At 63.4% G+C, this 13,356-nt stretch carries 12 protein-coding genes; 4 read left to right on the forward strand and 8 right to left on the reverse strand.

What is annotated here, in order from left to right:
* Positions 1-147 precede the first annotated feature (147 nt).
* Positions 148-564 (forward strand): hypothetical protein, encoded by a 417-nt coding sequence (locus IC761_RS30940; RefSeq protein WP_195800423.1) that lies wholly within the window; start codon positions 148-150, stop codon positions 562-564.
* 107 nt (positions 565-671) lie between these two features.
* On the opposite strand, the gene IC761_RS30945 is transcribed toward IC761_RS30940, so the two are convergent.
* The 3 genes from IC761_RS30945 to IC761_RS30955 all read right to left on the reverse strand — a co-directional run bounded on the left by IC761_RS30945 (position 672) and on the right by IC761_RS30955 (position 2,349).
* Positions 672-998, reverse strand: a complete 327-nt coding sequence (locus tag IC761_RS30945) for a DUF736 domain-containing protein (RefSeq protein ID WP_195800424.1) — start codon at positions 996-998, stop codon at positions 672-674.
* 588 nt (positions 999-1,586) lie between these two features.
* Positions 1,587-2,036 (reverse strand): hypothetical protein, encoded by a 450-nt coding sequence (locus IC761_RS30950; RefSeq protein WP_195800425.1) that lies wholly within the window; start codon positions 2,034-2,036, stop codon positions 1,587-1,589.
* 145 nt (positions 2,037-2,181) lie between these two features.
* The gene (locus IC761_RS30955) at positions 2,182-2,349 is read right to left on the reverse strand and encodes a hypothetical protein (protein ID WP_195800426.1); all 168 of its coding nucleotides are present in this window, start codon (positions 2,347-2,349) and stop codon (positions 2,182-2,184) included.
* Positions 2,350-2,707: 358 nt separating this feature from the next.
* On the opposite strand from IC761_RS30955, the gene IC761_RS30960 reads away from it, so the two are divergent.
* The gene (locus IC761_RS30960) at positions 2,708-3,412 is read left to right on the forward strand and encodes a hypothetical protein (protein ID WP_195800427.1); all 705 of its coding nucleotides are present in this window, start codon (positions 2,708-2,710) and stop codon (positions 3,410-3,412) included.
* A gap of 144 nt (positions 3,413-3,556) precedes the next feature.
* Here the strand turns inward: IC761_RS30960 and IC761_RS30965 are convergent, their stop codons facing one another.
* On the reverse strand, positions 3,557-4,525 hold the full coding sequence (locus tag IC761_RS30965; protein WP_195800428.1) for a phosphotransferase enzyme family protein: 969 nt from the start codon (positions 4,523-4,525) through the stop codon (positions 3,557-3,559).
* Between the two features lie 186 nt (positions 4,526-4,711).
* Positions 4,712-5,590: a protein-L-isoaspartate O-methyltransferase family protein gene (locus IC761_RS30970; protein WP_195800429.1), complete on the reverse strand. Its 879-nt coding sequence runs from the start codon at positions 5,588-5,590 to the stop codon at positions 4,712-4,714.
* A 117-nt stretch (positions 5,591-5,707) separates the two neighbouring features.
* Between IC761_RS30970 and IC761_RS30975 the strand changes: the two genes are divergently transcribed.
* Both IC761_RS30975 and IC761_RS30980 read left to right on the forward strand, forming a co-directional pair.
* On the forward strand, positions 5,708-6,292 hold the full coding sequence (locus tag IC761_RS30975; protein WP_246791386.1) for an RNA polymerase sigma factor: 585 nt from the start codon (positions 5,708-5,710) through the stop codon (positions 6,290-6,292).
* Positions 6,292-6,576 (forward strand): hypothetical protein, encoded by a 285-nt coding sequence (locus IC761_RS30980; RefSeq protein ID WP_195800430.1) that lies wholly within the window; start codon positions 6,292-6,294, stop codon positions 6,574-6,576. The genes IC761_RS30975 and IC761_RS30980 overlap by 1 nt, the downstream gene beginning before the upstream one ends.
* A gap of 42 nt (positions 6,577-6,618) precedes the next feature.
* Here the strand turns inward: IC761_RS30980 and IC761_RS30985 are convergent, their stop codons facing one another.
* The 3 genes from IC761_RS30985 to IC761_RS30995 all read right to left on the reverse strand — a co-directional run bounded on the left by IC761_RS30985 (position 6,619) and on the right by IC761_RS30995 (position 13,274).
* Positions 6,619-7,548 (reverse strand): DUF2493 domain-containing protein, encoded by a 930-nt coding sequence (locus IC761_RS30985; RefSeq protein WP_195804830.1) that lies wholly within the window; start codon positions 7,546-7,548, stop codon positions 6,619-6,621.
* Positions 7,549-7,875: 327 nt separating this feature from the next.
* Positions 7,876-8,943 carry a DUF7146 domain-containing protein gene (locus tag IC761_RS30990; RefSeq protein WP_195800431.1) on the reverse strand — a complete coding sequence of 356 codons (1,068 nt, stop codon included), beginning with the start codon at positions 8,941-8,943 and terminating at the stop codon, positions 7,876-7,878.
* On the reverse strand, positions 8,943-13,274 hold the full coding sequence (locus tag IC761_RS30995; protein WP_195800432.1) for a strawberry notch family protein: 4,332 nt from the start codon (positions 13,272-13,274) through the stop codon (positions 8,943-8,945). Before IC761_RS30995 ends, IC761_RS30990 begins: the two co-directional genes overlap by 1 nt.
* Positions 13,275-13,356 lie beyond the last annotated feature (82 nt).

Raw genomic sequence — 13,356 nt, forward strand, 5'->3', positions numbered from 1 at the left:
ATGCTGCCGCATTGACTGGTTAAGAACCAACTCCGCGCTGCGTCACGCTTAAGTGGATAGGCGGCTTCGGCCAAATCTGCTCTGTTTCCAAGGACGCTTGCTCCACCCAAGGGATTGGCGGCATGGTTGGAGGATGGATTAGCCACGATGACCTTATACGAGCACTTGCCTGCCGACATCCGCGAAGTCGTGGACGCTTATGTCGCGGACCTCAAGCCCCAACCTTGGCGAATTCGCTTCCTCTTGCTGATTGATGTCCTCCAAGAGAAATTGGAGACCGGGGCCGCCGCTGAGCACTTGCGTCTGCTTCAACAATGGACCGGCATCGTGACGGCGATCTTGGAGCACTTGCCGCCTGACAGTTCGGTCGTCGAATGTTTGGGGTTGATGAGCATCAGCTTCAACGACCATTGGCGCGCTCAAGCGCTCGGCCAGATCGAACGGGATCCCACAGTGCTGGATCGGTTGCTCGCAATTTGCCCCGACTGGGAAGACATCGTCAAAACCGTGTTGGAGACCAATCAAAGGCGGCCGATCAAGGCGGGACAGGTCCGCGGTCGCTGATCGGGACCAACCGGCCATCCGCACCGGCTCGCGAAGCTCTGCACGGCCAGCTCTTGAGCAAGGTGATGCCCCGCCCGGGCCAGCCGGGCGAGGCATCGCGGATCGGATCAGTCGCCGTTGCGGCGGCTGGGACGGGACCAGATCAGGCTGAAGCCCTCGCCGTCCTCGTCGTTGAAGAGGTTGGCGAAGATCGGAGCGGTGAAGCTCGGATCATCTAGCTTGAGGCCCAGATAGTCGCGGCCCTCGTTGGAGCGCTTGGACCAGGCGGCGCCGATCTCGACGCGGCCGCAGTAGACCCGGTGGCTGGGGGCGTTCTCGCCGGTGCGGGTGGTTTCGGGGACGATCCGGACATTCTTGGCCTGGACCGAGAGGGTGACGATTTCGCCGGCGAATTCGTTCGAGCCGGTCTTCTTGAAGGTGCCGATGGTCGCCATGGTAGTTCTCCTTGATCTCTGTTTTCCGAGCCCGCACCTTGCGGCCTCGATGGTGATCGACAGGCCGGAGGCGATCGACGGCGCACCCCGAAGGGGCTCGACAGCAAAGGAGGAACTTTCTTGCCTCGCGCGAGGAATGACGGCGCGGCCGGCAGGGGAAGAAAGTTGTGACGCCGCTGTTGCGCCATAGGCGGTCGAGGCCTCAGCCGGCCTTCGGCTAGATCCATCCATCGAAGAGGCCGATTGGTGCGCTCGATCAGAACAGATCTGACATCAAGGAGAACGTGGCGATGCTCGCGCCCGCAAAGTCCGGCAAGCGAATTCGACGGAGATTGGCTCCCGTGCTGCCCGGCGACGGACGGATCTAAGTTTCCGCGACCGCAATTAAGCGATGGGCCCATCGACTCGACTTGTTGGCCGTGTTCGTGAGGCGTCATCGCCTGGACCACCGCGTCTCAACCGCCGCCGCTAGCTCGGCCACCCCGCAATGACTCAAGTCTCAACGCACAGACCGCTGCCTATCGAGTATCGAGGATGAGCACTGCGAGCGCTCGGCGCGCTTGATCTGGTCCCACTCCACGACCGCCGCTACTGTGTTAGCCCTGCGCCAAATCCCGTCCGGCTGGTCCGGGTGCGGCCATTGCCGTAAAAGCGGATGAACGCCGTGATTGTGACCGCGGTCGCGCCAACGATCGCAAAGATCGTTTGCCAGATGGGCGAAGGCATTGCCATCCGGGCGATTCCGCGCGTCGCGTTATAGCCGGCGACGGTCGCAGGCGCGATATAGAGGAGGAGGATCAGGAGTCTAAGCCAAGTCCATGGCACGAAGGCGAACGCGAGTTGGCCAATACAAATGGTTGCACCACCCGCCACAAGCCCTGCTGCGGTGCCGCCGAGCACACCGGCGCCAGTGTGGAAGGCCCAGATGCCGATCGTCAGGCCAACAGAGAGGGGTAGCGCGAAGACAGCAAGCGTGAAGAGCAGCCAGCAGAAAAAGCCGATGCCAACGACGACGAGCAGCGGTCCAAAGAAGATCATGGCGGTGGTCTCCGTGAGCTAAAGGTCTGACGGTCACGCCTTCCACCACCACCACGGCGTACGCATGAGTATAACGGGAAACGACCACGATCGGGAGCGGAGATCCCGAGGGAATTCCGCAGCCGTCGCGTAACGATCCGCCCCTTCACGGCTGGAAAGGGTCGAATTCGTGGAGGATGGCGGCGGGATCGCCATCATATTCACCGGACGGCATGACACCGTATCCGCCTATGCCGGTGCGGAAGATAACGACGCAGACCATGAGGGTGGTGGCGAGGTTCCAGGCGTTGGCGAAAGCGAGCGATTGAGACATCGATCCGGCTCCTGTGCTGAGGCGGGGACCATCCCCGCGCGACAGGCGCCCGATGTGTCCGGCCGGGGCCGCGATCACCGCGCAGACGAAGGCGGAGCGGCGGCACGCATCAGCATAAGCCGACCCCTTGTGGGTTGATGGCGTCAGGCACTCGGCTGGGACCAAGGATCAGCGCTATGGAAGCGGGGTGGTGTCCGCCGGCAGGAGCCCGGTTGTCAGGATCGCGTGGCTTTCGGCTGGAACATCATTGCCGTCACGGTGCGACGGCTGATCGGCTAGGATGAATTGTGAGTCGACGCGCGGTAGAGGTCGTCACAATCATTCGAGCCTCAACAGACAAAACATTAGGTAACAAGCCATGGGAGAGATCAACATCCCCCGCGTTCAACAGAATGCTCTCAAAGAGATCGACGACAACGAACTGAACAGGCTTGTCGATCAGGCGATCCGGGAAGAACGAATGGGTGATCTGAATCGGCTGCCTCTCACAAGCTGCGGTCCCTACATCTCAAAAAAGCTCCACTACTTCGAACAGGCCCTAGCGAAACACCGCGAGGCCAAGGCGCCACGAAAGCGCGCGGAAACAGCACACACCCTGCAGCGCGCGGGCAGTGATTTATCCTTCGCGGTCGATGCCATGAAGCGACGAATGGAAGAGGAACGGAAGGAAGGGCAGATCTTCTACGTCGATGACCCGATCGTGCCGCCTTACCACTTCGATAAACACCTGATTGTCAGAGTGAGCTATCGGTGGCGCCGGACCGTCGATGATGATTGGACGTCCGGCAGCATAACGTTCGTCCATGACGTAGATCTACGTCCCAACTATACGATCCCTGCTCCCAAACGAAAGCCGAGCGCCGCCAAGCAGGAGCAGGATCGGCAGACCGAATTGGCTGAAACATGGCAGCACCTGATGAGAGGAGCGCTCTATTCGGTCAGGGACTATTTTAGGGAAGGTGGTGACGGAGACAAGATTCCGCAGACCTTTCAGGCGGCGGTCGATTCGCATACCCGCGGGCTGAATAATCACAGCACTCGGTTCTGGCACCAGCCCGCCTGATTTTTTCGAGGCCTGCTCCCATCGCCTTCGAGCCGCCTGATTCTTGCTCCTTCAGGCTCGCAGGCTCGGCAGCGGTTTCGCGGTCTGACAGATACATTCCGAAAGTCGCACTGGGGTCGATTCACGACCCCGCAAGTCCTTACATCAGGAAGCGAATGCGCGGAAATCGCCGTCGGCCGCCTTGCGCAAGGTCGTCTCCGCTTGGCCCAGAACAACATCCCACAGCGCTGTGTCTAACTCGCAATAGTCGAACAGGAATTGCATAATGCGCAGCTGATGTTCAGCCACCATCCAGCGCACAGAATGGACGAAGGATTCACTTTCGACCAAGCCATATCCAGCGAGGAACGATCTCCACAACAGGCCGGCATTCCCCTCGTTCATGAATTCCAACCATAGAACCATGGCCGCCAGGTCGAGCCATTGAGGGCCGCTACCACAATCATCGAAATCGAAAAATGTGATGCGCTCACCCTCGATCCGCATGTTCATCGGCCGGACATCGCCATGACAAAGCCCAGCCGGGCCAATTGCTTTGTTTGCACCGAGGCCCACGAGCAGATCCAATGATTTTCCGATCTCATTGGCAACAAGTTGAGATCTATCGGCGATCATCGCGAGGGTCTGCTTGCGCCTGTCGTCGCTCAAGAGCTCCCTCTTCGGGGCAAGAGCCGCGAGACGATTCTGTCGATGCAAATGTGACAGGGCGGCACCCGCGCGATGCCAATCTGCCGCGGTTGCCGCCAACTCACGCCCCGCAGCTGGAGTGAACACCCCAAGAAGGCGTTTGCTGCCATCAGGCAATTCGAAGGTAGAGAACGACCGGCCCACAAGATCGATCAGAGGTCGAGAGACCTCAAGTGCGGGCGTACCTTCAACGGCTTGGAGCACAGCCATTTCGTCGGCGACGTCAGCGACAGAGCGGCCCCAGTTTCGATATAAGCGGATGAAAGCCAGATCTTGCGACCCGTCACGAACGACAAAGGTCCAATTTGCACCCTTGACAACTGTTGAGATGCTTCCGGTGAGGTTATAGGCACCTGCAACATATCCGGAAATCGCCCGTTCGACAGTCGCTCGCAATTCCTGTTCCATGTCCACTTGGTTCAGCATTAAAGGGCGCTCGAATTACCACGAGGGCAACGCTTCGTCCCTTGACAGCTGAAATGCGGTGAGCAGAGCAGCTATGCGGCAGCATGGAAAAAGGACCATCCTGAGAAACCGTGGGGGAGGATACCTGGAGACATCATGTTTGGGCTGAGGACTGCCCAACGTGAGACGGTCTCGAAATCAGCCTGATCATTTCGAAGGGGCGGCATCTCCTTCGATGGCCTCGCGCTCCAGCCAAAACCCTCCCGCTTGAAACCAGACCTTTTCTGCATCGTTGTGGCTCGGATCACCCACGTGCAGCGCGCGAATTGGAACTTTGCCGGGCGGCAGGCCTTCGAGCGCCTCATGCAGACGTTGTCCCGCCTCCTCGTCGCGTCCGCCGATGCAAGGATAGATCGAGACGGCACCAATCGAAAAGGCCTCGAATCGGTTTCGACCCCGGATCACGCGAAGAAGAAAGCCCCTCCAGGAATCGTCAGTCAGCGGCATCAGAAGCCGGCCGCGTTCGACCAACCGATCGAGCCAGAGGCGGGATGGGTGGGTCGATCCGGCGAATACGATGATGACGTCAAGTTCACCGACGTCCACGGCCCGGCCGTCGCCTGCGACCACGTTCACCTGCGGCCAGTTCACGAGATTCGCTCGGGCTTGGGAGGCCAGCATCGGGTCGGCTTCAACTGCAGTCACGCGACCGACGGATCCGACGATCTCAGCCAGCACCGCCGAATAGTACCCGGTCCCGGCACCGACCTGGAGCACGCGTTCGCCCCGCGCGATGTCGAGATGCTCCAAGTTGCGGGCCCAGAAGCTCGGCATCCCATTGTTGAGATTGCGGCTCGCATCGATCGCCACGAGAACGTCATGATAAAGCCAGCGCGGGTTGGTATCGGGGGTCAGGAATGCGTCGCTGTACGGGTCCGAGATGATGCGCCAGGGGCCAAGGCTGACGAATTGCTCGCGTGGAACAGACGCGAATGCCTCGATCAACTGCGGGTTACGCAGCACCGGGACCTTGTATCGCAGGTCTTCGGCATACCAGCGGCGCGCCGCCGCCAACGTGTCGTCCATGGAGGCTCTCCTGTTGTAATACAGACGATGCGCCTGAGGAGCACCCACGCGGACACGTCAAAATTTTTTCCATCCGCTGTCCGCACTGGGCCAGGTGAAGCGCATAACGATGTGACCATGGAACGATTGACGATAGCTCCCAAGTCCGATGACGCGGTTGGCCGCGCGGTCGATGTCGCGGCCGCCATCGATGCACTGTCCGATATCGAGCTCGTGCGGCTAAAAGCTCTGGCGCGGTTGTGGGGCCGCAACCTGCCGGGAGGACTGGGCTGGAACGACATCCTCCACGAGGCGATCGCACGTGTCCTCGATGGTTCGCGCCCTTGGCCGGCCGACGTACCCATCCTGGCGTTCCTGTCGGGCGTCATGCGCAGCATTTGCAACGATTATTGGCGGCGTGCGCGGCTTGAGCAAAGGCTGCTTGTGAGCCGCGATGATCCGGACCAGCGAAGCTGGCCCGGTGAGGAGGGCGATGAAGTGCCCGACCCGGAGCGGGTGCTGGCCGCCGCGCAGACATTGGCCAACGTCTATCGGCTGTTCGAAGACGATCCGCTGGCGCTGAAGATAATTGCGGGCCTGGCCGACGGCCTGGCAGCCAGAGAGATCTGCAAAGTCAACGGCATATCCGAGCTCGACTACGACACGACGCGACGGCGGATGCGACGCGCTCTGCTGCGCGATCAACGGAACTGGAGCAAGTGATGACACGCTGGCACCCAAGTCGCGATCTGATCCGCTTGCTCGAAGCACTGAGCGAGGAAATCCTCGACACGAGTGACGAGGAGGTGCGGCAGACCTCCGGTCTGCAAGGATGGACAATCGCCAACACCGCCCTCGAGGTCAGAGGGGTGATCAAGGCTGCGCGTGGGGACGAGAGTGGGAGCCTTGCTCGAAATTGTGATCTGAACGAAGATCCGAGCGAACCCGGAGCAAGGCTGCGGCGGACGCGTGCGGGTCGCGGCGCGTCGCACGATCAGCGGCACTGAACGATCCCGAGGGCACCTAGTCTTCGGAATTTGCGGCAGCGCTCACGCGCCGCCGAATTTCCAGACGGGGATGCCGAGCTTCTTGGCCTTGTCAGCGAGATTGTCCTGAATGCCCGTGCCTGGGAAGTGCATCACCCCGATCGGCAGCTCGTCGAGCATCGCATCGTTGCGTTTGAACGGAGCGGCCTTGGCATGCTTTGTCCAGTCGGGCTTAAAGGCGATCTGCGGGACCTTGCGGTTGTCGGCCCACTTGGCGGCGATCAGCTCGGCGCCCTTGGGAGATCCGCCGTGCAGCAGCACCATGTCCGCATGCTTGGCGTGCACTTGGTCAAGTTTGGCCCAGATCAACCGGTGATCGTTGAAGTCGAGACCGCCGGTCAGCGCGACCTTTGGGCCGGGCGGCATGAGCACCTGATTGTCGGCGCGCTTCTTCGCGGCCAGGAAATCGCGGCTATCGATCATCGCGGAGGTCAGATTGCGGTGGTTGACCCTCGAGCCGTTGCGCGGCCGCCAGGCGGAATGAGTGTGGCGCTCAAACTCGTCGGCAGCCTGATCGCGCATCAGCTCAAAGGCGTTGCGTCGCTCGATCAGCGTCTGCCCTTCCGCCGTCAGGCGCTCCAGCTCGACGGATTTGATCTCGCTGCCGTCTTGCTCCCGCTGCGACCGCCGCTGTGCCATCTCGTTGTCGTCGAGCCCGCGCTCGATCCTGTCGACGGCACGATGGAAGACGTTCACAGTCGACCAGAGCAGGTCTTCGAGATCGGGCTCAAGACGAGTATCGGACAGCGCCACCACAAGGGCATCGAAGATCTCGGCGACGCTGCCGGCGAGGACCCGCGCTTCAGGAAGCCGCCGGGGATCGGGCTCGTCGTGGAAGGGGCGGTAGCCATAGAGCTGGAGTTCCTGGAGGATTTGGTCGGTCGGGGATGAACTGTGGTGCGGCTCGAAATCGTTGTCGTGGTCGGCGGTCATTGCGGCTTTCCTCGTCGGATCGACCGCGCCCATCGCGGCCTTCATGGCGACGAAGGCGGCGGGCGGAACGGACTTGCACCCGCAGCGTGAGCTGTGGGCCGGAGCCTTGGCGGAGGACCGAAGGGGGCCGACTATTTTGCCTCGCGATGTAAAGGCGGCTCCGCCGCCGACGGAAAATAGTCGGCCCACGAGGTTGCCGGTCCGGACCGCTTGCCGCCCGATCGCCCTCTCGGAAGGCCGTGGGTACGGACCTCTCCGGCGCCGAGGGGAAGCAGGACCACCGGCCCGCTGGTAACGCAGCGGCCACGCCACCCCTGCCCGTTCCGGCTATGCCGCCAGCTCCATAAAGCGGGCGACGTCGTGCGCCGCAATCTGCATACGGCTCGAGGTCCGAAGGGCGTCAAATCCGAGCAGGCGAAGATCCTCGTTGAAGTCGCCAAGCCGTGGCGAGATCACCATTGGCTCGATCCCGGCCTCCTGCGCCCGATCGATCAAGGTCGCCATGGCGCTATCACCGGCAGGATCGTCATCGCGGGCGATGTAGAGGCGGCGGAGCGTGTCCGGGAGAAGGATGGCAGAAAGATGCGCTGCCGAGAGGGCTGCGACCATCGGCATCGTCGGCAGGACGCTGCGGAGCGACAGCATCGTCTCGATGCCCTCGCCGGCCGCCATGACTTCGCCAGCTACGCCAAATCGAACGGCGTGACCAAGCAGGTCGCCCATCGCCCGCCTTGGCGTGTCGATCCGCGCCTTGCCGAGCGTCGTCTCGCTGAAGCCTTCGGGGTCAAGCCAGGTGCGATGCGCGCCGGTCAGATGGCCGAAGCGATCCGTGACGGCGGCGATCATCGCCGGCCAGGTCTCGGTCGGGCTGTGGTCGTCGGGCCGGTAATAGCAGCGTGGGTGAAAGCGCAGACTTCCGGTTTCGTGCAAAGCCGTAATGCCGCGATTGCGGAGATACGCTTCCACGAGTGTGCCCACGATCGACTGTGATATGCCGAAGAGCCGCCGCGCTGCCTCTGGCGATCCAAGGGGCGCAGGCGATTTTCTCGACCGGAGGCGACTTGGCTCTGGCTGCAGTTCTGAACTCGGCAGACTCAGAAAGCGTCGTGCCTCATTGGCGACATCGCGAAAGTCGGTGAGCCCGCAGCTCTCGCGGATCACGTCGAGCAGATCGCCATGTTCGGCCGAGGCGGCATCTCGCCAATGCCCGGCGGCGCCAGGACCCGATTCCGGTCCGCTGAGTCGAACGAACATCGACCGGCCGGGCGTATTGCGGACGTCGCCCACTGTCCAGTAGCGGCCCTGGCGCCGCCCGTTGGACAGGTAATGGCGGCAGACCGCTTCGGCGTCACGCGCGAGACGGCGGGCCAGTTCGGAGGCATTGGCGCGGGCCATCAGGCGACCCCCCGCTCGCCGATGCGCGCGATCGGATAGTGGTCGAGCACCTTTGCCAAGACGGTGACGCCGGTCGCATCTGATGGCACGAACATGCGTAGCTTCCACGAGATGATCTCGCTGAAGAGGCCGTAAGCGCGCAGCCGGTCACGCATCGCATCGGTGAAGCCGGACAGCTCGATGCGATGGGTGCCCATCACGCGGACACGACGGAGCTGCAGGTCCTCGGCGAGGTCGAGCACGGCGCGCCCCTCCATCAGCGCCGAGAAAGCTTCGTGTGGGCTCAAGCTGCCAGTGCCGGTCGCGCAAGCGTTCGCCGCCCAGGCTGGCGAGACCCTGCGACCGATGATGCGCTCACCCTCGTCGGTCTGGAGCCGATAGACGCGGGTCGACTCGTTCGGCAGTCGCTTCCAAATCGGCAACAGCAAGCCTGCGACGATGTGGAGAGTGCTATCTGCAAACTCGGGTACCTCGACGACTTCGCCGTTCCATGCCGCGGCGAACCTCGCACGATCCGCAGGCAGCCAGTGGCTTTCGACCATCATTTTCATTGAAGCGTGATGGTGCTCCATGGGGCGGATCAGCCGCACGCGGCGTTCGATCTCGCCGTCATCGAGCATGAGGCTCGGCGCAGGAATCTGCACCGCGGCGCGCCCTGAGCGCTCGTTGAGCAGTAGCACCACCCGAGCATCGGCAAGATGATCAAGCGCGTGATTCAGCGTCATGGGGCGATTGCGCCGGCGCTCGGTGATGGTGAGCAGCCGGGTTTCCGCGCCGGTTGCAGGGTGCGTATAGATCGTGCGCCGGTCGGTGACGACAAAGCTCTCGGCCTGCAATGTCTCCAGGCCGGTGTCGTAGACGCCGCTGGCGATCGCGCCCTCGACCTTGGCGTTCAGCAACTGCTCGAAGGCTGTGAACAGCAAACTTTGCAGGTCGATGGTGAGCGCGAGCAGGCGGTTCAGGAACGTGGTGATCGGGGGCAGCTCGTCCTTGAGGCCGTTCACGTCCACGAGCTTCAGGCCCGTGGCGTCCTCGAAGATCTGGAGCGAGCAGCCTTCGACCTTGCCTCGCACGAGCAGCAGATAGAGCTGGCGCAGCGCATCTCGGGCGTAATGGCTCTCAAGATTGTCCTCGGGCCGGAACAGGCCCTGGCCGCCGGTCTGGCGCTGGCCGCGCGTGATGGCACCCAGCGTGTCGAGCCGGCGGGCAATGGTCGAGAGGAAGCGCTTTTCCGCCTTCACGTCGGTGGCGATGGGCCGGAACAGAGGCGGCTGCGCCTGGTTGGTGCGGTTCGTTCGACCGAGACCCTGGATCGCGGCGTCAGCCTTCCAGCCCGGCTCGAGCAAATAGTGGACGCGAAGCCGGCGATTCCGCGCCGAGAGTTCGGCGTGGTAGCTGCGGCCCGTGCCGCCCGCCTCCGAGAAGACAAGCACGCGTTTGAAGTCATCCATGAAGGCGGCGGTTTCTGCGAGATTGGCGGAGGCGGCACGGTTCTCAACGGCAAGGCGGTCACCCTTGCGCACCACACGTCGCGAACGTCCGGTCACTTCCGCCACGAGCTCCGTGCCGAAACGCTGTACGATCTGGTCGAGCGCGCCAGGAACCGGCGGAAGCGAAGCGAGCCGCTCGATCAGCTCATTGCGACGGGCGACGGCCTCGCGGCTCTCGACCGGCTGGCCGTCGCGGAACACGGGCCGGGACGCGAGATTGCCCTCGCCGTCGGTGAAGGGCTCATAGAGCTGCACCGGGAAGGAATGGGCGAGGTAATCCAGCACGTATTCGCGCGGCGTGATGTCCACGCGCACATCGTTCCATTCCTCAGGTGGGATTTCGGCGAGCCGCCGCTCCATCAGCGCCTCGCCGGTCGACACGATCTGGATGACGGCGGCATGGCCCTCGGCCAGATCCCGCTCGATCGAGCGGACCAGGGTCGGCGTCTTCATGCTGGTGAGCAGATGGCCGAAGAAGCGCTGCTTGGCGGACTCGAAGGCTGAGCGCGCGGCTGACTTCGCCTGGCGGTTGAGCGTGCCGGTCTCGCCGGTGATGTTGGAGGCCTGCATCGCCGCCTCGAGGTGATTGTGGATGACGCTGAAGGCACCGGCGTAGGCGTCGTAGATGCGCCGCTGCTCGTCGGTGAGCTGATGTTCGACCAGTTCGTATTCGACGCCGTCGTAGGAAAGTGAGCGGGCGGTGTAGAGGCCGAGCGAGCGAAGGTCGCGGGAGAGCACCTCCATCGCCGCGACGCCGCCATCCTCGATGGCCTCCACGAACTCGGCGCGGGTGGCGAATGGAAAATCCTCGCCGCCCCAAAGCCCGAGTCGCTGGGCGTAGGCGAGATTGTGGACCGTGATGGCGCCGGTCGCCGAGACGTAAACGATGCGGGCATCGGGCAGCGCATGCTGAAGGCGCAAGCCCGCGCGCCCCTGCTGCGAGGGCGCGACATCGCCGCGCTCGCCCTTGCCGCCACCGGCATTCTGCATGGCATGGCTCTCGTCGAAAATGATAACGCCGTCGAAGTCGGAGCCCAACCATTGAACAATCTGCCGGACGCGCGAAAGCTTCTCGCCGCGGTCGTCGGACCGCAGCGTAGCGTAGGTTAAAAATAGGACGCCTTCGGCCAAGCGGATGTCGCGCCCTTGAGGGAAGCGCGAGAGCGGCGTGACCAGCAGGCGCTCCATGCCGAGCGCCGACCAGTCGCGCTGCGCGTCCTCGAGCAGCTTGTCGGATTTCGAGATCCAGACCGCCTTGCGCCGGCCCTGCAGCCAATTGTCGAGAATGATGCCGGCGGACTGGCGACCCTTGCCGGCGCCGGTGCCGTCGCCGAGCATGAAGCCTCGGCGGAAACGGACGGCGTTCGGTGCGCCGTCGCGGGCGGCCATGACGAGGTCGAAGGTCTCGTCAACCGTCCAGGCGCCGGCGAGATAGTTACCATGCGCCTCGCCGGCGTAGATCACGGTCTCAAGCTGGGCGTCGGACAGGATGCCGCCGCTGACGAGGTTGGCCGGCAGCCGGGGCCTGTGACCCGGCTTCGGTGGCACGACCGAGGCCATCGCGGCCGACTGCACCAGCTTGGTCGGATGCGCCTGCGCGCGGGGGATCCGGATCGATTGCAGCCGGTATTCCTCGTAGATGGCGTCGCTGAGGCGCGCGGCCTCGGGCGGCGTCCAATCGATCGTCTCATAGACGAGGTCAACCGCTTCGGGGGCGGATACCGACGGCTTGGCCGACTGTGCGGCGGGCCGTGCGAGATAGCCGCGCACCGTGCGAGGGGCCCGTGATGCTGACATCGGAAGCGCGCCGGTAGGTGCGACGTTCAGGCGAGGTGGAACATGTTCGCCGATCCAGTGGAGCAGCGTCGCGACGTCGGGCGCGATTCCCGGCGATTGTGGGAACGCGTGCGGATCATCGGCCGGCACTTTGTCGATGACGGTGAGGCGCGTCTCGATCGTGGTGCCGTGCTTGGCAAAGACCGCACCGGCGATCGCCGCGGTGAACACTAGGCGGCCACGTTCCTGCAATCGGGCGAAGGCGTCTCGCCAGGCTGAGGCTTCGGGTGAGAAGTTTGCGCCGGTGATCGCGACCAGCCGGCCACCATCGGCAAGACGCGCCAGCGCCGAGGCGATGTGACGGTACGCAGTGTCGGCCATGCGGCCGGAGACGTTCGCCGTCGCAGAAAATGGCGGGTTCATCAGCACGACGCTCGGGACGACGGCGGGATCGAGGTGATCGTCGATTTGGGCCGCGTCGAGGCGCGTGACGGAAATGGCCGGAAAGAGGGGCGAGAGCAACCTGGCCCGGGTCTCGGCCAGTTCGTTCAGCACGAGCCCGCTGCCAGCAATCTCGGCGAGGATGGCGAGCAGCCCGGTGCCTGCGGACGGCTCCAGCACGCGATCCGTCGCCGAGATGGCGGCCGCGGTCAGCGCGGCCAGGCCGAGCGGGATCGGCGTCGAGAATTGCTGGAAAGCCTCGCTCTCGGCAGAGCGGCGCGTGTGGGTGGGCAGAAGTCCCGCGATCTTGTCCAAAGCGCAAAGTCGTGAAGCCGCAGGGTAGGCTTTGCGAAAAAGCGCCTTTCCGTATTTGCGCAGGAACAGGACAGTGGCGACCTCACAGGCGTCATAGGCCGTCTTCCAATCCCAGGCGCCTGTCGAATCGGATGCGCCGCAGGCCAATTCCATCGCGGCGCGCAGGGTTGCGGCGTCGATGCGTCGGCCACGCTCAAGATGTGGGACAAGCTGCTCGGCGGTAGCGATGACGACGCTGACGCCCTCGGGAGCGCGCGCAGGCGAGATCACGGCGGCCTCGTCGGCCGCAATCGAGAAAAGGTCGTTCATGAAGGGAAGCCTCAAGGAGAGCAGGAACGAGCGAGCCGGCCGGCGCTCTCTCTCGGACCGCATCGGCTCAAACCCGTCCCGG

The sequence above is a fragment of the Bradyrhizobium commune genome, assembly GCF_015624505.1.
GTDB classification, from domain to species: domain Bacteria; phylum Pseudomonadota; class Alphaproteobacteria; order Rhizobiales; family Xanthobacteraceae; genus Bradyrhizobium; species Bradyrhizobium commune.